17 protein-coding genes are annotated in these 21,635 nt (G+C 55.7%); 10 read left to right on the forward strand and 7 right to left on the reverse strand.

From position 1 onward, the window contains the following. Nucleotides 1-223 precede the first annotated feature (223 nt). The 8 genes from B3729_RS19005 to B3729_RS19040 all read left to right on the forward strand — a co-directional run bounded on the left by B3729_RS19005 (nucleotide 224) and on the right by B3729_RS19040 (nucleotide 9,313). A complete protein-coding gene (locus B3729_RS19005) occupies nucleotides 224-1,531 on the forward strand; it encodes an ABC transporter substrate-binding protein (protein WP_286788698.1) in 1,308 nt (435 codons plus the stop codon). Nucleotides 1,532-1,647: 116 nt separating this feature from the next. After that, nucleotides 1,648-2,583: a carbohydrate ABC transporter permease gene (locus B3729_RS19010; RefSeq protein ID WP_019365100.1), complete on the forward strand. Its 936-nt coding sequence runs from the start codon at nucleotides 1,648-1,650 to the stop codon at nucleotides 2,581-2,583. A 10-nt stretch (nucleotides 2,584-2,593) separates the two neighbouring features. Next, on the forward strand, nucleotides 2,594-3,427 hold the full coding sequence (locus B3729_RS19015; protein ID WP_122042811.1) for a carbohydrate ABC transporter permease: 834 nt from the start codon (nucleotides 2,594-2,596) through the stop codon (nucleotides 3,425-3,427). A 17-nt stretch (nucleotides 3,428-3,444) separates the two neighbouring features. Further along, nucleotides 3,445-4,542 (forward strand): ABC transporter ATP-binding protein, encoded by a 1,098-nt coding sequence (locus B3729_RS19020; RefSeq protein ID WP_286788699.1) that lies wholly within the window; start codon nucleotides 3,445-3,447, stop codon nucleotides 4,540-4,542. A gap of 48 nt (nucleotides 4,543-4,590) precedes the next feature. Beyond that, the gene (locus tag B3729_RS19025) at nucleotides 4,591-6,072 is read left to right on the forward strand and encodes a mannitol dehydrogenase family protein (RefSeq protein WP_239380554.1); all 1,482 of its coding nucleotides are present in this window, start codon (nucleotides 4,591-4,593) and stop codon (nucleotides 6,070-6,072) included. 63 nt (nucleotides 6,073-6,135) lie between these two features. Beyond that, on the forward strand, nucleotides 6,136-7,641 hold the full coding sequence (gene xylB / locus B3729_RS19030; protein WP_286788700.1) for a xylulokinase: 1,506 nt from the start codon (nucleotides 6,136-6,138) through the stop codon (nucleotides 7,639-7,641). A 74-nt stretch (nucleotides 7,642-7,715) separates the two neighbouring features. Beyond that, entirely contained in the window at nucleotides 7,716-8,141 is a 426-nt protein-coding gene (locus B3729_RS19035) for an HPF/RaiA family ribosome-associated protein (protein WP_010797985.1), read from the forward strand. Between the two features lie 110 nt (nucleotides 8,142-8,251). Further along, nucleotides 8,252-9,313: an oxidoreductase gene (locus B3729_RS19040; protein ID WP_286788701.1), complete on the forward strand. Its 1,062-nt coding sequence runs from the start codon at nucleotides 8,252-8,254 to the stop codon at nucleotides 9,311-9,313. Here B3729_RS19040 and B3729_RS19045 read toward each other — a convergent pair whose 3' ends face one another. Together B3729_RS19045 and rlmKL are read right to left on the reverse strand one after the other, a co-directional pair. Continuing rightward, nucleotides 9,314-10,354, reverse strand: coding sequence for an acyltransferase family protein (locus B3729_RS19045; protein WP_286788702.1), 1,041 nt, complete (start codon nucleotides 10,352-10,354; stop codon nucleotides 9,314-9,316). A 211-nt stretch (nucleotides 10,355-10,565) separates the two neighbouring features. Continuing rightward, nucleotides 10,566-12,758, reverse strand: coding sequence for a bifunctional 23S rRNA (guanine(2069)-N(7))-methyltransferase RlmK/23S rRNA (guanine(2445)-N(2))-methyltransferase RlmL (gene rlmKL / locus B3729_RS19050; protein WP_286788703.1), 2,193 nt, complete (start codon nucleotides 12,756-12,758; stop codon nucleotides 10,566-10,568). Between the two features lie 312 nt (nucleotides 12,759-13,070). Between rlmKL and rmf the strand changes: the two genes are divergently transcribed. Then, complete coding sequence (rmf, locus tag B3729_RS19055; RefSeq protein ID WP_010797981.1) at nucleotides 13,071-13,286, forward strand: ribosome modulation factor; 216 nt, start codon at nucleotides 13,071-13,073, stop codon at nucleotides 13,284-13,286. A 94-nt stretch (nucleotides 13,287-13,380) separates the two neighbouring features. Here the strand turns inward: rmf and B3729_RS19060 are convergent, their stop codons facing one another. Next, nucleotides 13,381-14,409, reverse strand: coding sequence for a quinone-dependent dihydroorotate dehydrogenase (locus tag B3729_RS19060; protein ID WP_286788704.1), 1,029 nt, complete (start codon nucleotides 14,407-14,409; stop codon nucleotides 13,381-13,383). Between the two features lie 395 nt (nucleotides 14,410-14,804). Between B3729_RS19060 and B3729_RS19065 the strand changes: the two genes are divergently transcribed. Continuing rightward, nucleotides 14,805-15,740: a hypothetical protein gene (locus tag B3729_RS19065; protein ID WP_185749663.1), complete on the forward strand. Its 936-nt coding sequence runs from the start codon at nucleotides 14,805-14,807 to the stop codon at nucleotides 15,738-15,740. Here the strand turns inward: B3729_RS19065 and B3729_RS19070 are convergent. The 4 genes from B3729_RS19070 to B3729_RS19085 all read right to left on the reverse strand — a co-directional run bounded on the left by B3729_RS19070 (nucleotide 15,726) and on the right by B3729_RS19085 (nucleotide 21,540). Then, nucleotides 15,726-16,307, reverse strand: coding sequence for a biliverdin-producing heme oxygenase (locus B3729_RS19070; RefSeq protein ID WP_122042823.1), 582 nt, complete (start codon nucleotides 16,305-16,307; stop codon nucleotides 15,726-15,728). The genes B3729_RS19065 and B3729_RS19070 overlap by 15 nt on opposite strands. Next, nucleotides 16,304-18,721, reverse strand: coding sequence for a response regulator (locus B3729_RS19075; RefSeq protein ID WP_286788705.1), 2,418 nt, complete (start codon nucleotides 18,719-18,721; stop codon nucleotides 16,304-16,306). The genes B3729_RS19070 and B3729_RS19075 overlap by 4 nt, the downstream gene beginning before the upstream one ends. A gap of 88 nt (nucleotides 18,722-18,809) precedes the next feature. Beyond that, a complete protein-coding gene (locus B3729_RS19080) occupies nucleotides 18,810-19,271 on the reverse strand; it encodes a response regulator (RefSeq protein WP_073449641.1) in 462 nt (153 codons plus the stop codon). Between the two features lie 10 nt (nucleotides 19,272-19,281). Continuing rightward, entirely contained in the window at nucleotides 19,282-21,540 is a 2,259-nt protein-coding gene (locus tag B3729_RS19085) for an ATP-binding protein (RefSeq protein ID WP_074825321.1), read from the reverse strand. Between the last annotated feature and the right edge of the window lie 95 nt (nucleotides 21,541-21,635).

A 21,635-nucleotide genomic window follows, 5' to 3' on the forward strand; every position in this document is an offset into this window, starting at 1 on the left:
AAAAACGCGCCAAGCCCTACTGCAGAGCGTTCTGTTGCCATTTCACACCCAAAGATCACTCGCTAACAAGTGCAAAAAAGTATCAGTCTGAGTGTGTTTTCGCATTTGTCTACCGCTTAACTTAAGAGGTGTAATCAATCGAACACGCTCCTCCTGTTTCGTAGTCTGGGGGTTAAAACAACAATAAGAGCTTCTGTCGCTACGGCGCAGAAGGGAGTGCGACATGAACATGCTATTGAAAGCGCTTTTCGCTACAACCGGAATTTGTGCCGTCACCTATGCTCAGGCCGCCACGGTCACCATCGCCACCGTTAACAACAGCGATATGATTCGAATGCAACGGCTCTCCAAAACCTTTGAAGAGCAGCATCCGGATATCAAACTCAATTGGGTAGTCCTTGAAGAAAACGTACTTCGCCAACGCCTGACGACTGACATTGCCACGCAGGGTGGTCAATTCGATGTGCTGACCATTGGCATGTACGAAACCGGTCTCTGGGGCGCCAAAGGCTGGCTGGAACCTATGAAAGACCTGCCAGCCGACTATGATGTGAACGATCTGTTTCCTTCGGTACGAGAAGGTTTGTCCGTCAAGGGCACGCTGTATGCCTTGCCGTTCTATGCGGAAAGCTCAATTACCTACTACCGTAAGGACCTCTTCAAGGACGCCGGGCTGACCATGCCCGAGCAGCCAACCTGGGAACAGCTCGGTGAATTTGCCGCCAAACTTCACCATCCTGACAAGGATCAGTATGGCATTTGCCTGCGCGGCAAGGCTGGCTGGGGTGAAAACATGGCGCTGATCGGCACTATGGCCAATGCTTTCGGTGCACGCTGGTTCGATGAAAAGTGGCAGCCGGAATTCACTGGCCCGGAATGGACCAAGGCCGCCAACTTTTATGTCGATACGATGAAGAAGTACGGCCCTCCCGGTGCGTCCAGCAACGGCTTCAACGAAAACCTGGCGCTGTTCAACAGCGGCAAGTGCGCCCTATGGGTGGATGCCAGCGTGGCCGGATCTTTTACGACCGACAAATCGCAAAGCAAGGTGGCTGACCAGGTGGGCTTTGCCGCCTCCCCAACGCAGGTAACCGATAAAGGTTCGTCTTGGCTTTATGCTTGGTCCCTGGCGATCCCTTCCAGCTCCAAAAACAAGGAAGCTGCACAGTCCTTTGTGACATGGGCGACATCCAAGCAATACGCCACCCTGGTAGCTGACAAGGAAGGTATTGCCAACGTCCCGCCAGGTACGCGCAAGTCTACATACAGCGAGGCCTATATGCAGGCCGCCCCCTTCGCCAAGGTATCCCTGTCCATGCTGGAAAAGGCCGACCCGGCGCATCCCGCTGCCAAGCCTGTTCCTTATGTGGGTATTCAGTACGTAACCATTCCTGAGTTCCAGGCTATCGGCACCTCGGTGGGCAAGTTGTTCTCGGCGGCACTGACTGGACAGATGCCCGTGCAACAGGCGTTGCAGGCTGCCCAGCAGTCGACCTCTCGCGAAATGAAACGCGCAGGCTATCCCAAATAGCTTAACCGGTTCGGCGTGGCCGTAATGGCTACGCCGCTTCAGGACAAGCCTGGCCTGACAGCTCTCTGGATGGCCGCCCTGTAGACCTCTCGCTGCAACGGTTCGGAGCGACTGTCATGAGTACAACCACGTTGAAAAGCCCCGTCTCTACCCAGGCACGAGCTCGTGAGCACACCGCCCGCAAGCGCCGGACCAGCCCCGGCTGGTTTCTGGTCAGCCCGTCGGTCCTGCTGCTTCTGCTCTGGATGATCGTGCCACTGGGCATGACCATCTACTTTTCGCTAATTCGCTATAACCTACTCTACCCCGGTGAGAATGACTTCGTCGGTCTGGAGAATTTCGAATACTTCATCACCGACACCGGCTTCATGCCGGGCATGACCAACACCCTGCTACTGGTGGGCAGTGTCTTGTTGATCAGTGTGGTCCTGGGCGTACTGATTTCAGCGCTTCTGGAAGCCACCGAGTTCTGGGGGCGTGGGATTGTACGGGTCTTGCTGATTTCCCCCTTCTTCATCATGCCTACCGTCAGTGCGCTGATCTGGAAGAACCTCATCTTCCATCCGGTTTCAGGCATTCTCGCCGCCGTCTGGAAGTTTTTCGGCGCACAGCCAATCGACTGGCTGGCAAATTATCCATTGCTGTCGATCATCTTGATCGTGTCCTGGCAATGGCTGCCCTTCGCTATTCTGATCCTGATGACCGCCATGCAGTCGCTTGATCAGGAGCAGAAAGAAGCAGCACGGCTGGACGGTGCCGGCCCGCTTGCCATTTTTTGGCACCTCACCCTGCCCCATCTGGCGCGTCCCATTGCCGTCGTGGTGATGATCGAAACGATCTTTCTGCTTTCGGTCTTCGCTGAGATCTTTACCACCACCAGTGGCGGCCCTGGCTTCGCGTCTACCAACCTTGCGTATCTGATCTATAACCAGGCACTTCTGCAATTCGATGTAGGCATGGCCTCGGCAGGCGGATTGATCGCTGTCGTGATCGCCAACATTGCCGCCATCATCCTGGTTCGGATGCTTGGCAAGAACCTGACCCAACAGTGAGGATGCGACCATGATGACGCTCAAGCAATCTCGTCGCCTGCACAGTGCCATTCTCGGCACGCTGGCCTGGATCATTGCGCTGGTGCTGTTCTTTCCAATCTTCTGGATGATCCTGACCAGCTTCAAGACTGAAATCGATGCCTTTGCAACCCCTCCGCAGTTCATCTTTATGCCCACGCTGGAGAATTATCTGCACATTCAGGAGCGCAGCGATTACTTTCATTTTGCCTGGAACTCCGTCGCCATCTCCTTTGGCTCTACAGTGCTGGGCTTACTGCTGGCGGTTCCAGCGGCGTACTCCATGGCCTTCCATGAGACGCGCCTGACCAAGCAAACATTGCTCTGGATGCTTTCGACCAAGATGTTACCGGCCGTAGGCGTTCTCATGCCGATCTACCTGATGACCAAAAGCCTGGGCCTGCTCGATACCAAGCTTTCGCTGATCATCATCTATACGCTGATCAACCTGCCCATCATGGTCTGGATGGTCTACACCTACTTTAAGGATATTCCCAAGGACATCCTGGAAGCCGCTCGCCTGGATGGCGCCACCACCTTTCAGGAAATCGTCAGGGTTCTTCTGCCCATCAGCAAAGGGGGCTTGGCGTCGACGGTCCTGCTGTCGCTGATCCTGTGCTGGAACGAAGCGTTCTGGTCACTCAACCTCACCTCGTCCAACGCCGCGCCACTGACTGCCCTGATCGCGTCCTACTCAAGCCCGGAAGGCTTGTTCTGGGCCAAGCTGTCTGCCGTCTCGACACTGGCCTGCGCACCTATCCTGATTTTCGGCTGGATCAGTCAGAAGCAACTCGTACGCGGCCTGTCCTTCGGCGCCGTCAAATAAGAACAAGAGGATTTTCCATGGCTACGTTAAAGATTCGTAACTTGCGTAAAGGCTTTGACTCCATCGAGATCATCAAGGGTGTCGACCTGGATATCAACGACCGTGAATTCGTGGTGTTTGTCGGTCCTTCCGGTTGCGGCAAGTCCACGCTGCTGCGCCTGATTGCCGGCCTTGAAGATGTCACCAGCGGCACCATCGAGCTGGACGGCCGTGACATTACCGAAGTCAGCCCCGCCAAACGGGATCTGGCCATGGTGTTCCAGACCTATGCGCTTTACCCCCATATGACGGTGCGCAAGAACATGTCGTTCGCGCTGGATCTGGCGGGAATTGCCAAAAGCGAAATAGAGAAGAAAGTTGACGAGGCGGCACGTATCCTCGAATTGGGTCATTTGCTTGAACGCAAGCCCCGCCAGCTCTCCGGCGGCCAACGCCAGCGTGTCGCCATTGGCCGCGCCATCGTACGCAATCCAAAGGTCTTTCTCTTCGACGAGCCCCTGTCCAACCTGGACGCTGCCTTGCGTGTCCAGATGCGCCTGGAACTGGCCAGGCTGCACCAGGAACTCAAGGCGACCATGATCTATGTCACCCACGATCAGGTCGAAGCCATGACGCTGGCAACCAAAGTGGTAGTGCTCAACGGCGGCCGTATCGAACAGGTCGGCTCGCCGCTGGACCTCTACCATCACCCTGCCAATCTCTTCGTCGCAGGTTTTCTGGGCACACCCAAGATGGGCTTCCTGAAAGCCAAGGTCATCCATACCAGCGCTCAGGTGACGGAAATCGAGCTGGCCAGCGGACCTCGACTGCGTCTGCCACGTGACGGCAGAGCATTGGCAGTCGGCCACGAAGTCACCCTGGGCATTCGCCCTGAGCATCTCGTCATAGACCCTCAAGGTCAGCTACCCGTGGTCACGGACGTAACCGAGCGCCTGGGCAGCGATACGTACTGTCACATGACCACGCCGTCTGACGAACCCCTCACCGTACGCGTACCGGGAGACTTTTCGGGTGCCTATGGCGAGCGGCTCAAGCTGGCCGTTGATGTGAGCCACTGTCATCTCTTCGATGAGCATGGGCAGGCCGTAAGCCGTGCCCTGCAACAAGCCGCCTGATCAACTGAATTCGCGTGGCTCAATAGGGCCACACCTGGAGACACCTGCATGAAACTCAATCGCCAGAATCTTGCACAGCTGACAGACCCGATCCGCACGCCAAGCTACGTGCCATGTCAGACCCGGCATGGCATTGCTCACATCGGCGTTGGTGGCTTTCATCGAGCCCATCAGGCCATCTATACCGAAGCCCTTCTCAATCAGGGCGAGGCGCTGGACTGGTCCATTTGTGGGGTGGGATTGCGCAGTGAAGACCGCGCCATGCGCGACACTCTAGCCGAGCAGGACTATCTCTATACGCTTTTCGAGCTGGGCGACACGCCAGATCTTGAAGTCCGTGTTGTGGGGGCAATCAGCGAGATGCTGCTGGCAGAAGACAGTGCCCAGGCACTGATCAATAAACTGGCCCATCACCATATTCGCATCGTTTCGCTGACCATCACCGAGGGCGGCTACTGCATGGACGATAGCACCGGCGAGTTCAACGATGAACTTCCGCTGGTCCAGCATGACATCGCCCACCCGGAGGATCCTAAAACGGTTTTCGGATTTCTGCTGGCGGCCTTGTGCAAACGCCGTTGCGAAGGCATACCCCCTTTCACCATCATGTCCTGCGACAACATTCCTCATAATGGCGACGTCACCCGGCGAATGCTACTGTCCTTTACCAAACTGGTAGACAAGGAGCTGGCGGACTGGATCGCCAAAAACGTCTCCTTTCCTAACGCGATGGTCGACCGTATCACCCCTATGACCAGCACCGCGCACAAGCAAAAGCTAAAAGACAGCTACGGCATCGAAGATGCCTGGCCGGTTGCGTGTGAGCCCTTCATGCAATGGGTACTGGAAGACAAATTCGTCAATGGCCGACCGGCTTGGGAAAAGGTAGGTGTTCAGTTCACTGACGACGTTACGCCCTATGAGGAGATGAAAATCAAGCTGCTCAATGGCAGCCATCTTGCCCTTACCTACCTGGGTTTCCTCAAGGGATATCGTTTTGTTCACGAGACCATGAATGACCCACTATTCGTCCAGTACATTCGTGATTACATGAACAAGGATGTTACCCCGCAGCTCGCCCCTGTTCCCGGTATTGATCTGGAAGCCTACAAGGACAAGCTGATCGAGCGTTTTTCCAACCAAGCGATTGCCGATCAGCTGGAGCGCGTCTGCTCGGATGGATCGTCCAAGTTTCCCAAGTTCACCATCCCCACTATCAATCGTCTGATTGCCGACAAGCAGAACCTGGATCGCGCCTCCCTCGTCGTGGCCGCCTGGGCGCTTTATCTCAAAGGCGTAGACGAGCGCGGCGAAACCTACCGTATTCCTGATCCCCGCGCCGACTTCTGCCAATCCCTGGTCAGAAACGATCAGCGCCTAACCGAGCAGCTGCTGGGTGTTGAGGAAATCTTTGGAACCTCTATCCCAAAATCCGCCGCCTTTATTGCCTCCTTCGAACGTAACCTCGCCAGCCTGAAAACCTTAGGCGTAGAGAAAACTCTGGAAAATCTTCTGAAGTCAGACAGGTGATCCCCAGGCTCTAGAAGCAAATGCATCTAGGGCCTTTCAGTACGAACAACAGCGAGACTACACATGTTTCTTGGTATTGATTGCGGTACACAAGGCACCAAGGCCGTCATTCTCGACTCAGCTACGGGCCAGATCCTGGGGGAAGGCTCCGCAGCCCACGACATGATCAGCGGGCCCAACGGCCGTCGTGAGCAGTTGCCTGAACAGTGGATCCAGGCATTTGAAACGGCTACACAGCAAGCACTCGCTCATGCTGGCCTGCCACGAAACGCTCTCCGGGGTATTGGAATATCAGGCCAACAACATGGGCTGGTATTACTTGACAATGAAGGCCAAGTGCTCCGCCCTGCCAAGCTGTGGTGCGACACCGAGTCAACACTAGAGAACGAGGAGCTGCTCGATTACCTAGGCGGGCCTGCCGGTTCGCTGGAACGTCTTGGTATAGCCATTGCGCCGGGCTATACCGTATCCAAGCTTCGATGGACACAAAAACACTTTCCCGACCTCTTCGCCCGCATCGCTCATATTCTGCTTCCCCATGACTACCTGAATTACTGGCTCACCGGCCGTTGCTGTACCGAGTTTGGCGATGCGTCAGGGACAGGCTACTTCGATGTGCGGTCCCGGCAGTGGGATAACGACCTGCTTCTGCACCTTGATCCGACTGGACGCTTGATGAAGGCTCTGCCTGAACTCATCGAGGCCCATCAGCCTGTCGGCACGCTGCTTCCACCGGTTGCCAAGCGGCTGGGTCTGAATGAGCACGTCATCGTATCCAGTGGCGGTGGGGATAACATGATGGGAGCAATCGGCACCGGAAACAGTCAGGAAGGCCTTATTACCATGAGCCTGGGCACTTCCGGAACGGTATACGCCTACTCTGCTAGCCTCCGCGTTAGCCCGCATGCATCTGTCGCAACGTTTTGCTCTTCGACTGGCGGCTGGCTGCCGCTGATCTGCACCATGAACCTGACAAACGCAAGCGGCGCGCTACGCGAGCTTTTGGACATCGACCTGCATACCTTTAACCGCCTTGTCGAACAGGCACCCATTGGGGCTGAGGGTATTACGGTTCTACCTTTCCTGAACGGCGAGCGCGTCCCTTCCCTGCCTACTGCTACGGCGAGCCTGCTGGGCCTGACCGCCTCCAACCTTACCCGTGCCAACCTGTGCCGTGCGATGATCGAAGGCGTAACCTTTGGCCTGCGCTATGGGCTGGACTTGCTGCGCGACACCGGCATGCACAGCCAGACTGTTCGCCTGATTGGCGGAGGAGCCAAAAGCCCTGTCTGGCGGCAGCTGGTGGCAGATATCATGGATACGCCGGTCATCAGCACCCTTCACACCGAAGCGGCGGCCCTTGGCGGTGCCATACAGGCAGCATGGTGCTGGTCTTCTCAGCATGACTCGGCAGACACCCTTGAATCGCTGAGCAAACGCTGCGTGCAGCTGGACGAAGCATCGCACGTCTCTCCTGATCCCGACCGCGCGCGTGCCTATGAAGCTGTCTACCAGCGTTATCGGCACCAGCTCCATGCCTTGCATGGCGAAGTACTTGGCATCCATTAGTCTTTAAAAGATGAACCTCCTACTGCCGAGCCCGTCCTATTAGATAGGCACGTCAAAAAACATGAGGATGTGGTATGCAAGTCCAAGTGAACACCAATCAGATCGAAGGCAGTGCCGAGCTGCAAGAATGGGTAGGTTCTGCTGTTGTCGATCGCCTGGAGCGTTTCGAAGATCTCTTGACCCGCGTTGAAATTCACTTGAGCGATGAGAATGCTCAAAAATCCGGAGCGGAAGATAAGCGTTGTCAGATCGAAGCCCGCCCCAAGGGGTACCGCTCGATCTCAGTGACTCATAAAGCCGAAGCGCTAGACCTTGCCGTAGATGGCGCTGCAGAAAAAATGCGACACGCCCTTGAACACCTCACCGGAAAACTTGATGCAAAGGTTACGTCTACCGGCCACATCGACGACCCGATTAATCTGGAAGATTCACAGGAATTTACCGACTCGCTTCTGCAGGACGACTTCCTGGCCAAGCAGGCAGCGCTAGGTAAGGAATAACGTATCTCCCACCTTGCCGCGAGAGAATTGTTTCCTCTCGCGGCTTTCTTATCGATAGTGTCCAGCCTAGCTATACTGCGACTTCATTTCAGTCAGTGTATTGGTTCATCATGGATACGCAGGTTCGAGTTGCTCTCATCGGTTATGGCTTTGTAGGGGAAATCTTTCATGCCCCTCTCATCGAAAGCGTCGATGGCCTTCTTCTGACGCATATTGCCTCTCGCCAGCTCGATAAGATTCGCTCTCAACGCCCTCATATCAATGTCATCAGTGATTATCACGCTGCAGTAACGCATCCTAAGGTCGATCTGGTGGTCCTGGCCACGCCCAACGATACCCATGCAACACTGGCTGAAGCAGCCTTGCGAGCGGGTAAGTATGTCGTGGTGGACAAGCCCTTTACACTGACGCTTCGCGAAGCGCGCCAGCTGGCAGACATTGCTCAGGCAGAAAATAGATTTCTGTCCGTTTTTCAGAATCGCCGCTGGGACAGTGACTTCCTAGGCGCTCAGGAGCTGATAAACAGCAATCGTCTGGGTGAGATCGCCGTGTATGAATCGCGTATCGAACGCTTCCGGCCCGAGGTTAGGCAACGTTGGCGTGAAAGTGATGGACCGGGCAGCGGCCTGTGGTACGACCTGGGGCCGCATTTGGCGGATCAGGCACTCTGCCTGTTTGGTGTACCGCACCGTGTAACTGCCCAGCTTGTAAAGCAGCGGCAAGGCGCACTGGCGGATGACTGGTTTCACGTCGTACTCGACTATGGACGTACTCAGGCGATCCTGCAGGCCGGAATGTTGAGCGCTGGAGGATCGCCCCGCTTCATGATCCAGGGTACACAGGCCAGCTGGCTGAAGCGTGGCGCTGACCGTCAGGAGGACGCATTACGTCAGGGTATTTTGCCGGGCGGAGAACATTGGGGCCTGGATGAGGATGCCGGACAGCTGTTCCATGCCGACGGCACTCAAGAGCTTGTAGCGGTGCCCACAGGGGATCATCGTTGTTATTACCAAGGCGTGATCAGTGCGTTACGGGGTGAGGCAGAAAACCCGGTTACGCCAGCCCAGGCGTGCTCACTCATGGCTGTCATCGAGGCTGTCCAGCGTTCTGCAAAAGAAGGGATCAGCGTTGTGCCCGACTTTAGCGAAGCCGAGCGCAACGCTTGGCGCTGATCAGCGAGCCCGCGCCTCCAGGGTCTCGGCAATACGCGCCGGGACCGCTTCCAATGCCGTCTTAACCTTGCGGGTCATTCGACGCTCGATGAATTCAAAACTGAGCCATGACAACACGAGAATGATCGGCAAGCACAGCAGCAGGGTTTCATAGGGATTCAACCCCACCTGATGATGTAGCCAGTAGTCGCCCAGCCATAGGACGATGACGTGAATGAGATAGACCGAGTAGGACCAATCACCCAACGCCTTGAGAACCCGATTACCCGCAAACAGTGGCTCCATTGCGATACAGCTGGCTACCAGCAAGGCGCTGGAAACACCCCAAGTCAGCAAACGCCAGTCATTACCGGCATCAAAATGCAGAATCGTGGCTATCGAAAATCCTGCAACCAGTGGCGCTACCTTCAGACTTTGCGGTATGAACCCCTTTCGGTACAGCACACCGATACCCATGCCCAACAAGAACTCATACATGATGGGATTATGGTAGAAATGGCTGATAAAAGGCTGCTCTGCTGACGCAACGCTGACCCCAACCACCAGAAGCGATACAACCCAGAGTCGCCAGCGTTCCGGCACTTTGAATGACAGTGCAAACAACAGATAGAACAGCATTTCATAATTTAACGTCCATCCTACAGGCAGCGTGGGATACAAACCGAATCCTCCGGGATTCTGGCTCGGAATGAAAAACAGCGATAGCAATAGCTCCTTGCTTGCCACTCTATAAACAGGCATCACATCCGCCGCAAAATAAATGATGGCAGCGGTAATACCGGTATAAAGCCAATAGGCGGGCACTATTCGCGCGATCCTATTCACCATGAACCGGAACGTGGGCATGGCTCGACCTGCTGTCGAGATATAGATCACGAACCCACTGAGCACAAAAAAGATATCGACTCCCACTTGCCCTCGCGTTGAGAGCAGATGGCCGACCAGGGTGTCGGACCGGAAATCAAAGAAGACCTGCATGAAGTGATGAAACACCACGAGCCAGGCTGCCAGAGCCCTTAGCGCTTGAAGCGAAACCAACATTGAAAGCGTTTGCCTCCTTGAAGCCCATTGATGCGGATAGGACTGCTGCAGCATCAGCCGCTCTGACAGCACATTTTCGGTACTGATTAGGCAACGCTGACCTGTTCAGACAAACCTTAGAGGCTATATCCGCCCAAGGTCGACTCTCATCGACCCTCAGGGTTTCAAGTTTTGGCCCGCTTCATGACAGAAGTCACAAGCGAGCGCATCATTATGCTTTTGGCTTAGCCGAAATCCGCCACGCTCTGTGAATCTTGCTGTTCCGTGCAAAATCCGGATCAAGTGTCTCGTGCGTAATCTCTTCTACCTGGTAGCGTGCTGCGAGCGAGGCATCCAGCTCGAACTTTCGGAAGTTGTTCGAAAAATAAAGGATGCCTCCCCGGGCAAGCCGAGCCATGGCCATATCGATCAGTGAAACGTGATCACGCTGAACATCGAACACGCCCTCCATACGCTTGGAGTTGGAGAAGGTTGGCGGATCGATAAAGATCAGATCGTACTCTCCCCGGTTCTCATCGAGCCACTCCATGACATTGGCTTGTTCCAGACGATGCTTGTCAGAAAAGCCATTGAGCGCCAGATTGCGACGTCCCCAGTCCAGATAGGTCCGTGACATGTCTACGCTGGTGGTGCTGCGGGCACCGCCAACCGCTGCATGTACAGTCGCCGTCGCGGTGTAACAGAACAGGTTCAGGAAACGCTTGCCAGCGGCCTCCTGCTGGATACGCAAGCGCAAGGGTCGATGATCCAGGAACAGGCCGGTGTCCAGATAGTCGGTCAGGTTGACCAGAAGCTTCACACCCCCTTCGATCACCTCCATAAAGTGACCCTGCGCAGCCTGACGCTCGTACTGCTTCTTACCAGTCTGGCGCTCGCGACGCTTCACGACCACACGAGCAGGATCAACATTCAGCGCCTGCGGAATGGCTGCCAATGCGTCCAACAACCGCGACTGCGCCTTTTCCGGGTCGATAGTCTTCGGCGGTGCGTATTCCTGCACATGAACCCAGTCACGGTACAGATCGACGGCAACAGCGTACTCGGGCATGTCCGCGTCATACACGCGATAACACTCGATCTCTTCCTTACGCGCCCATTTGGAAAGTTGCTTCAGGTTCTTTTGCAGGCGATTGGCAAACATCTGCCCGCCTTCGCTCAGCTTGGCAGGTTCCGATGCTACCTGCGCCTCATTACGGGATTGCGATGATGTGGCAGAACGTTCACCAGTCACAAATTGCCGTGGTTCGATCTCGAACATGAGCAGCTTGCAAGGCAGTGCACCGTTCCAGAAGGCATATTGCTTGTGGCTGCGGATACCCATGCGCTTGCCCAGCTCCGGTGCTCCCGTAAACACACCGGCACGCCAGTTCAAGCAACTCATGCGCAGACGCTCACCCAGGTTCTGATAGAGATACAGCAGGCTTGCCTCATCCCCTAGGCGCTCGCCATAGGGTGGGTTGCAGATGACTAGACCAGTCTGGTTCTTATCTGGTCGCGGTTCAAAACTCGCTACTTCTCCCTGATAAACCTTGATCCAGTCGCCCAGCCCTGCCCGTTCGATATTATTGCGGGCGGGTTGAATAAGCCGAGGGTCTGCTTCATACCCGCGAATCCATAGCGGTGGACGCGCAAGCCCGGCGACAGCTCGATCCTCGGCCTCGTCAATCAAGCGATTCCACACCGCCGGGATATGCCCCAACCAGTTCGAGAACCCCCAATGTTCCCGCTTCAGATTGGGCGCGATGTCCGCAGCCATCAACCCTGCCTCAACAAGGAACGTCCCTACCCCACACATCGGGTCAGCCAACGCGCCGCCCTGCGCGGCCAGTTGCGGCCAGCCCGCACGAATCAGAATGGCCGCCGCCAGATTTTCCTTGAGCGGTGCAGCACCCTGCTGCAGACGGTAACCTCGCTGGTGCAGGCTGTGCCCGGACAAATCCAGCGATACCGTCGCTTCACCTCGATCCAGATGAACGTGAATGCGAACGTCCGGCCGCACCTTGTCAATCGACGGACGCTGCCCCGATACCCTGCGCAGCCCATCGACAATAGCGTCCTTAACCTTCAGCGCGCCGAAATGTGTGTTATCAATCCCCGAACCCTTTCCGGAAAATTCAACGGCCAATGTCCCGTTGGGCTCAAGGTGTTCGCTCCAATCAATAGCCGCCACCCCGTCGTAAAGGGTATCGGCATTGGTTACTGTAAAGCGCGACAGTACCAACAGCACCCGGTTTGCCAAACGTGACCAGAGGCAAAGCCGATAGGCTGTTTCCAGCGTGCCCTGTCCACGTATGGCAGAGACCTGAGCGCGTGCCTGCTCCAGACCAAGCGCTTGTGCCTCGTCCAATAGCAGCCCGTCCAGCCCTTTAGGGCACGTCAGAAACAATTCGTATTGATTGGTCATGAATCGTCATTACTCATTGATGGCAGGTTTACTGACCAGCCAGAAAACTGAAAACCATAAAAAGCCCTATTACATAAGGCTTTGACTGTTAGGACCGGCCTGGTAAAGGTCTTTCTTAGCCGGTCGTTATGGTTAGATTTGATAAAAACACTATGGTTATGCCAAAACGATCATTCACATAGCTGTAACCATTGGTTAGAACTTAACCAATCCCGATTCGCAATGAGCGGGATGAGAAGCGTCACGCCGGCAACGCTTCCACGAGGCCCAAGGGCCATTGGAAAAACAGTCAACAAACGAGGGCAACACCCTATGAGAAGACTTAAGCGTGATCCGATGGAACGAGCTTTTCAACGTGGTTATCAGCACGGCGTTAGCGGAAAATCCCGCGATCTTTGCCCCTTTAACCATCAAAAAATCCGCCAGGCCTGGATGAACGGCTGGCGCGAAGGCCGCGGCGACCACTGGGATGGCTTCATCGGCACAGCAGGTATTCATCGCTTAAATCAACTCAACGTAGCAGGCTGATACAACCTAATTCGTTTTGGATGGGTGACTTAACGCCCTCAAACAGATCGCACTGGTGAACACCAGATACGCCTCCAACGAGGCACAGGGCTCCTTAAGGAGCCCTTTTGATTGTCGAAGCGATAGCATCTACTGACTCGCGAATGAGTGCCGGTCCCTTGTAAATGAAGCCGGTATAGATTTGAACCAGGCTCGCACCCGCCGCTGTCTTCTGCTCTGCGTGGATACCCTCGGTAATGCCGCCTGCCGCAATAATGGGCAGTTTGCCCTTTAGCTCCGACGCCAGCACACGTATCGTATGCGTACTCTTATCACGCACCGGCGCACCGGAAAGACCGCCCGCCTCGGCAGCATAGGGAAGATTCTCCACGCCGTCCCGGCTCAGAGTCGTGTTCGTCGCGATGATCGCATCCATGCCTGCCTGATGAATGGCATGGGCTACCAGTACAGTCTCTTCATCCGTCATGTCCGGCGCGATCTTGATGGCAATCGGCACTCGCTTGCCGTAACGCACCGCCAGATCCTCCTGACGAAGCCGAAGCGCTTCCAGAAGCGCTTTGAGCGAGTCACCAAATTGCAGGCTGCGCAGTCCGGGTGTATTAGGCGAGCTGACGTTGACGGTCACGTAGCTGGCATGCTCATAGACCTTGTCCAGGCATAGCAGATAATCGTCAGCGGCACGCTCGACAGGCGTATCGAAATTCTTGCCGATATTGATTCCAAGAATGCCTTCGTACCGGGAGGCCCGAACCCGCTGAATCAGATGGTCAACGCCCAGGTTGTTGAACCCCATGCGATTGATGATGGCCTCAGCCTGGGGAATACGGAACAGTCGTGGCCGAGGGTTACCCGGCTGTGGCCTTGGCGTTACCGTACCCACCTCGACAAAACCGAACCCCAACTGTGAAAAACCGTCGATGGCAGCACCGTTTTTATCCAGTCCAGCCGCCAAGCCTACAGGGTTGGCGAACTCCAGCCCCATGACCGTGACGGGGAACGAAGGCTGGCGATGAAACAGGCCATTGAGACCCAGCCTGCCACCAGCACCAATCAGATCAAGGGTCAGATCGTGGGACGTTTCCGGAGAAAGCTTGAACAGTAGGTTACGAACCGTGGAGTACATGGGCAAGGGCTGTTCGAATGGAAGGACTCGCCATTATACAGTTCAACAAGTCACGAGTCTCGCCATGCCAGCAGCGGGAATAAACCGCACAGCTCTTTTGTAATTGCAAAGCAGTTATCAGTAACGAACTGAACGAGTTATAAAATGTCAGAATAAAAAGAGTATTTTTCAAAACCTGCTCGTATTTAGCTGGTGCCTTTCAACTCGTGCTCCACTTCCTCGGGTTAGTCCCAACCGTTCGGAAGAAAAACGCGCAGACTTTTCTGTGCATGCCATAGTTAATTGTTAGTGCCATCAGTGAATCTTTATCAATCGGCAGAGTCCGATGGCCCACCGTTAGCCAGCGGGTCTTTGGATACAAATGGAGCGCCAGTGAATTGCCCCACGGAGGGAAAATGAGCCAGCGGAATGCGTTAAGCCTCAGCGCTCGGTTCATGGCGCTTACCCAGCGCTTGAGACTTGGCCAGTCGGCCAGTCGAGTACTGCATCGCGCCAGCCGTCTGGATCTTGATTTTCAGCCACTCCCGGAGGATGTCGAAAGCATCTGGTGGGATGAAGGGCTTCCCCTGTATCAATTGATTTCCCTGTCACGTGGAGCACTCTCAGGTCCGGTTCAGGAAGACAAGGCGCCTGCCTATGAGCTTCTCAGCCAGCTCATCAAGACGCGGCAGATCAACTACTCCAGCTTCGACCTGCGCTGGATCAACGGCGTCTATACACGCCACCCCGCCGTCAGCACGGTCTCGGCGAGCAGCTTTGAAGAGCTGGCCGCTACACCCTACTGTCGCCGCCATGTACGCATTATCAGTTATCGCGACTTTGAGGCCACACTGGGCCAGGCCCTGGCAGGAAACCGCTTTTCACTGCAGCTTCGTGAAGCGAGCTGGCGCGGCTCACGGCTGTTCTGGTATGGCGATGAGCAGCAGGTTTGCGCTTTTGCAGGCGCAGTAGCCTATGCACGCTTAAGAGGCCTTGAATATCTACTGCCCGCAGAATTGACGACCTATCAGCTCGATCCGGCTGCGGTAGAGACACTCGGTGAAGCCTTCCATGTACTTGCCGTACCCTCGGAGTGCTGGAACGAGCGAGGGTTTGTAAAACTACTGATTGATAACGCCATTCCCTATGCCCGACTTACTCTTCCCGGACACCCGGAGCAGCTAGAATGGCTTCTGCTGCCCCGTCAGTCACCGTTAAGCGATGCGCTAGGTCAGGGACTCAAATTGGCAGGCGCTCCCGATCTGTTGGTTCGCCTACGCCAGATTGGAGCGATTCCTGATGAAAGGACACCCACAGCGCCGTTACCGCCTGAAGAATCAGGCGATGCTTGAGGCGACCGGTTGAAAGCGTTGCCCTGCCTGTAAAAACAAGCCAAAGGCTTGAGATTGACCGGTGAAGAGATCGTCTTCTTTCCAATGTACCGCCCGATGCTCCAGCTCTGCCAGAAAAGCAGGCCATCCGGCCGGCCCGGAGTCAGGAACATGACTCAGATAATGAGTTGCAGCCCGAACCAATGGTTCATCACTACCAGCCACATAACGGGCAATCATCTTGCCGCCGAGCCGTGACCCTTCAAGCACATAAGCATATCCCCAAAGGGTGGCCTCATTACTGCAGGCCTGCAAAGGCTTATATTCAGGTACAGACACACCCAGCACGGCCAAGTCTTCGGCCAACGCAAACCGACGCCGACGCTGCTTCCAGTCAGGCATCATCGCTTCGATGCCGGAGGACTCAAGCATCTCCTCCATGGGAAACAAGGCCCATGCATGGGCAACCAGAAACGTCTGGTAGCCATCCAGATCCGTTAGTCGATAGGACGAAAACAAGGCGTCCACCTGCTGATGTAATTCGCCACCGGCCTGTCGTAAACGCTCACGAATAGAGGACGTACTCATGTCTGCTGTACTACTTTCAAGGGATTGGAGCCTTTCAGGGCTGAATGAACCTTGTTCGCCAGGTCATTTTCTCGGAAGGGCTTGGGTACGATGAAATATTCCTGCTCGTCCAGCTCGCCGAGTTCGGCGTATCCGGTAATGAAGACTACCGGAAGATCGGGCTGGCGTTGGCGCAACGTTCGGGCAAGCTCGGCGCCGTTCATGCCCGGCATGGCAAAGTCAGCCAGCAACAGATCAATCTTGGCCGTACGCTCTATCACCGCCAATGCAGCAAAACCGTTTTGCGCCTCGATGACGCTATATCCCAGCTCCTGAAGCAGCGTTGAGGTAACCTCCCGAACGGCACTGTCATCATCAACCAGCAGGATCGTACGTCTGGGTCCATCCATGCGACTTTCGGAGGCTGCCTGGGTATCCGACGCCGCATCATCCAACTCCACCTCGGCGCGAGGTAGAAATACTTTGACTTCGGTGCCTACACCCAATTCGGTTTCGATGCGCACTCCACCACCGGATTGCTTGGCAAAACCAAACACCTGAGCAAGCCCCAGGCCAGACCCCTTGCCTACTTCCTTGGTAGTAAAGAACGGTTCGAATGCCTTGGCCAGCACCTCATCTGTCATACCCGTGCCAGAATCCCGCACGGACATCATGACGTAATCGCCCGGCTCTGGCTCTTCAGGCCGCGAAGGTGCAGCGGTAATCGTCTGGTTGGCCGTGGTCAGACGCAGCGACCCGCCTACGCTCATGGCATCCCGAGCATTAATTGCCAGATTCAGGATGATCAACTCGATCTGGGTCGGATCGACCAAGGCATGCCAAAGCCCCGGCTCCAGGGAGGTCTCAATCCACACGCTGCCGCCCATGGTGCTTTGCAGCAAGGCCAGCATGCTGTTGACCGTCTCGTTTAGCTCAACAGGCTTTGGCGCAAGACGCTGGCGTCGTGAAAACGCCAATAACTGGCCAATCAGCTTGGCGCCTCGCTCTCCCGCCTCGCGAACGTTCTGCAGACGCGAAGGCAACTTTTCTAAAGTGCCCTTTTCCAGATCGCGCCCCATGAACGCCGCACTGCTGAGAATGACAGTCAATAGATTGTTGAAGTCATGCGCAACACCGGCCGTAAGCTGACCCACGGCTTCCAAGCGCTGCATTTGCTGCAGCGTCGCCTCTACGCGCTCCCGCTCATTGATCTGCTCACGCAACTGCCGGTTGGCTGTCGCCAGCTCTTCCATGGCATCCACTTCAGCGGTGATGTCTCGCCCCGAGCCATACAACTTTCCATCTTCGGGCACAGCCGTCCAGGAAATCCAGCGATAGCTGCCGTCTCGATGCTGAATACGATTAACGAACCGGTTGGTTATCCGGCCGTTACTGACACTGTTCAGCTCAGCCTGGGTAATGCTGCGACCATCACAATGCACCAGCTCAATGAACGGCTTGTCGATCAAGGCCTGGCGATCCCATCCTAGGGTCTCAGCCCAGGCCGGATTCAATGCCAACAGACGACCTTGTGATCCGGTTACGATCAACAGGTCTCGTGACAGATCCCAGGTACGGTCGCGCTCGCGTGTACGTTCCTGTACACGTTCGCCCAGCAAGGTATTGAGTTGCTCCAGCGCTTCGGTGGCCCGCTTCTGCTGGGTGATATCCATCATTACCCCGAGCAGGCGGGTGCAGATGCCATCCTCGAAGAATGCCTTGCCTCTCGCCTCGATCCAGCGCTGTTCTCCAGCAGGAAGAGAAATCCGGTATTCCGCGTGATATTCCTGGTCATTGCTATGCTCGGTAGCACGGCGGACCGCATCAAACATTTTCTGGACTTCGTCCGGATGCCCCAGTCGAGCAAACAACTCCAAATCGACCTGTGCGTCCGAAGGCAAGTCGAACATAGCCTTGCAGCGCTCGTCCCACAGCAGGCAGTTGGTCTCGGGTTGAAGCTCCCACATGCCCAGGCGCGCCGCATCGATTGCCAGCCGGGAGCGCACTTCAAGCGTTTGCAGAGCCTCTTCGGCCTTGCGGCGCTCCCGTCGTTCATGCACAACAGTCAGTGCACGCTCTACAGAAGTAGAAAGCAGCTCCAGACTCTGTTTGAGCACGTAGTCATTCGCGCCCAGGCGCATCATCTCAACGGCATGTGCCTCACCAAAAATGCCGGAAACAAAGATGAACGGCGTATCGGGAGCCGCTACGCGCGCCACTTTGAGCGCCTCGGCTCCAGAGAAGCCAGGCAGGATGATATCCGACAGAATAAGATCGAACGGCTGGCCGCACAGTGCTGCGTCAAGCCCCGCTCGGTCATACACAACCGTCGGCTCAAGACTAAAGCCGTTGCGCTCCAGTTCGATAAGGATCAGCTCGACGTCGAGCTTGCTATCCTCGACCAACAATATCTTGATGCGTTTCGGTAAGGACATATTGCTTCGCCGAGCAGGTTCCACGAGCATGGAACGTGAAATCAGGCCGTTCGGATCATCTGCAGTATAGGATTTGATAAGGACCTCACTATGAGCCGGGGCGACGGGTTAGACGGAACGAACCGGGTGGCGGCTCGTTGAGCACAGCCCAGAAGATGCCTAGGTCGCTGATGGCCGCTACGAAATCACGAAACTCAACAGGTTTTACCACATAAGCATTGACACCGAGCTGATAGGCCCGCTCCAGATCAGGCTCCTCGCGAGAAGAGGTCAGCATTACAACCGGTATGCTGCGCAATGACGGGGTATCACGCACTTCTTTGAGCACCTCAAGGCCATCGACCTTGGGTAATTTCAAGTCCAGCAGCATTACCGCCGGATTTCCCTCAAGTCGCTCAGCATGAGCGCCCCGGCGCATGAGATAGTCCAACGCCTCGGCACCGTCGCGCAGAACAATGACCTCGTTGGCCAACTGGCTCCGTTCAAGCGCAACCAGCGTCAGCTCGAGATCGTGCGGATTATCCTCGATCAGAAGAATCGGCTTAAGCATAGAAGGAGTCTCAACGTTTCTGTGTGGAAAGGGGGCGCTGTTTCGGTAAAGCAAAATAGAACGTGGCACCTGTGCCCGGCTCGCCCTCAGCCCAGACCCTGCCATCATGGCGTTCTATGATACGGCGGACAGTGGCAAGGCCGATACCGATGCCTTCGAACTCGTCCATATGGTGCAGTCGCTGGAAGACGCCGAACAGCTTGCCCACGTAATCCATGTTGAATCCGACCCCGTTATCCCTGACATGGAAAATGTCTTCCTTGTCGGTTGATTCTGAGCCGATCTCGATAACCGCCTGCTCGCGGTTGCGGGTGTACTTGATCGCGTTGGAAATCAGGTTGCGGAGCGCCAGATGAATAAAAGCCGCATCTGCAATGACCATCGGCAATGGCTCGACCTTCCACTCGATGTTGCGCCCGGCAAAGTCAGGCGCCATCTCCTGACGAATCGCTTCGATCAAGGCTGCGACATTGACATCGGAATAGCGGATCGCAGCCCTTCCCATCTGGGAAAAGCTCAGCAGGTTGTCAACCAGGGTTCCGGCAAACCGTGCTGAAACGCCGATATTCTCAAGGAAGCGTGCGCCGCGATCAGAGAGCTTGTCGCCCTCGAAGTCATTGAGTAATTCTGCATAACCGGCAATGTGCCGAAGAGGCGCACGCAGGTCATGTGAGACGCTGTAGGAAAAGGCTTCAAGTTCCTTATTGGTTCGCTTGAGCTCTTCTGCCAGCTCGGCCAACTCTTCAGCCTTGCGCAAGACGATACCGCGAACGGCATTACGCAGCTCGATGCTGCCCTCGACCTCCAGCGGGTCCCACGGCAGTGAGAAGCCTCGGACGGTTTCCTGCCACGTGCTAAAGCTCAGGCGGGGATTGAGCATTCCGTCGTCCTGCACCGCCTTATGCGGCGGCCCGGCCCAGTTGACGACCTGAACCTGCTCAGGCCTGAACCAGATCAGGTAATGGGAGTGAAGCTCGGAGATCGGCACTGCCAGCAGACCGGCAACATAGCCGCCCAACTCCAGTTCGGGAATATCACGCGTCACATTGTTGGTATGGAAATCATCTTCAACATGCGTCGAGAGCCACATCACCAACGACTCGACGACCGAGCGCGGGGGCGTCTGGCCAATCAGGTCGCAGCGCTCAGCCGATACGATAGCGCCACCCGAGGCACTGGCGAACCGGAGAAAAATATCGGGTACTTCAGCGATGCCTTCGATAACACTGTCGCGGTCAGCCATCGCGGCCAGCAACTGCACGATCATCTGCCGAAGCGACAGGCGGCGATCGGATAACTTGTGAGACTCACCAGCCTCGATCTGCAAGGACAGCATACGTCCCAGGAGTTCGCAGCCAGTGCGCTTCTGGAAGCTCACTGACTTTGGCTCGGCATCGTGGCAGGAAATCAGCCCCCAGAGCTCGTTATCCACCAGAATGGAAATGGACATCGAGGCCTGCGTACCCATGTTACGCATGTATTGGACATGCACTGGCGATACGCTGCGTAGCATTGCAAAGCTCAAGTCCAGTGGGCGCCCCGTTTCCGGGTTGACGGAAGGCTCGATGATAGAGGGCTCGTAATGGGCGTCCTGAATGACACGAATCCGGTTTTCAAGATAAAGCCGACGCGCTTGAGCCGGGATATCCGACTCGGGGAAGACATGGCCAAGGTAACGGTCGTAACCCTCGTCTGCCTCTTCGGCAATCACCTGGCCATGGCCGTCGTGATCGAAGCGATATGCCAGTACTCGGCCAAACTGCGTAATGCGCTTGACCTCTCGTACCGCCAGCAGGCAAAGCGCCTCAATGGACTCGGCATGCTGCAGCTGCTCGACAAAGGTACGCACCAACGGATACATCGTTGTGTAGGCCATTGCCGCCGTGCCGGCCGCTTCGAACTCGGCGATCAATACATCATCGAAACGATGCACGAACATGGCAAAACAGTAGCCGTTATCGCCAAGCCGCAAGGCCACGTCACCCAGATAGAAGGGATTGTGGTCCTCGATGACCAGCTCTTTCAGCCGCTCGGACAGATTCGTTTCTGGCAGAAAATCACTCAGGCACTTCCCTAGCAGATCGGCAGGGCTGGCATGCAGATAATCCTGTACGTTTTGGCTAACCTGAGTAATCGTCAGGCTCGGCTCGCTCAGGGCCAGCAGAAACCCATGTGGCTGGATACTACCGGGAATGTGTATAGGTTCTTTCGCACATTCCGTCAGCGTGCTGGCTGGAAGCGAGGAACTGGGATTGTCGGCGACGGCCAAGCATCCTCTCCTGTTGTTACGTATGGATAATTTATCTATGCCTATTGTGCCTGCATAGGTACGTTATTGTACAAGTGTGATTGATCGGGATAGCG

This window comes from Pseudomonas sp. UBA3149 (assembly GCF_002364655.1).
Classification (GTDB): Bacteria; Pseudomonadota; Gammaproteobacteria; order Pseudomonadales; family Pseudomonadaceae; genus Chryseomonas; species Chryseomonas luteola.

Coding starts and splice junctions, on each gene's coding strand:
- B3729_RS19025 (WP_239380554.1), top strand. CDS start 4,591: ATGAAACTCAATCGCCAGAATCTTGCACAGCTGACAGACCCGATCCGC.
- B3729_RS19065 (WP_185749663.1), top strand. CDS start 14,805: ATGAGCCAGCGGAATGCGTTAAGCCTCAGCGCTCGGTTCATGGCGCTT.
- B3729_RS19005 (WP_286788698.1), top strand. CDS start 224: ATGAACATGCTATTGAAAGCGCTTTTCGCTACAACCGGAATTTGTGCC.
- B3729_RS19020 (WP_286788699.1), top strand. CDS start 3,445: ATGGCTACGTTAAAGATTCGTAACTTGCGTAAAGGCTTTGACTCCATC.
- rlmKL (WP_286788703.1), bottom strand. CDS start 12,758: ATGACCAATCAATACGAATTGTTTCTGACGTGCCCTAAAGGGCTGGAC.
- B3729_RS19045 (WP_286788702.1), bottom strand. CDS start 10,354: ATGTTGGTTTCGCTTCAAGCGCTAAGGGCTCTGGCAGCCTGGCTCGTG.
- B3729_RS19040 (WP_286788701.1), top strand. CDS start 8,252: ATGGATACGCAGGTTCGAGTTGCTCTCATCGGTTATGGCTTTGTAGGG.
- B3729_RS19060 (WP_286788704.1), bottom strand. CDS start 14,409: ATGTACTCCACGGTTCGTAACCTACTGTTCAAGCTTTCTCCGGAAACG.
- B3729_RS19015 (WP_122042811.1), top strand. CDS start 2,594: ATGATGACGCTCAAGCAATCTCGTCGCCTGCACAGTGCCATTCTCGGC.
- B3729_RS19035 (WP_010797985.1), top strand. CDS start 7,716: ATGCAAGTCCAAGTGAACACCAATCAGATCGAAGGCAGTGCCGAGCTG.
- B3729_RS19010 (WP_019365100.1), top strand. CDS start 1,648: ATGAGTACAACCACGTTGAAAAGCCCCGTCTCTACCCAGGCACGAGCT.
- xylB (WP_286788700.1), top strand. CDS start 6,136: ATGTTTCTTGGTATTGATTGCGGTACACAAGGCACCAAGGCCGTCATT.
- B3729_RS19080 (WP_073449641.1), bottom strand. CDS start 19,271: ATGCTTAAGCCGATTCTTCTGATCGAGGATAATCCGCACGATCTCGAG.
- B3729_RS19075 (WP_286788705.1), bottom strand. CDS start 18,721: ATGTCCTTACCGAAACGCATCAAGATATTGTTGGTCGAGGATAGCAAG.
- rmf (WP_010797981.1), top strand. CDS start 13,071: ATGAGAAGACTTAAGCGTGATCCGATGGAACGAGCTTTTCAACGTGGT.
- B3729_RS19070 (WP_122042823.1), bottom strand. CDS start 16,307: ATGAGTACGTCCTCTATTCGTGAGCGTTTACGACAGGCCGGTGGCGAA.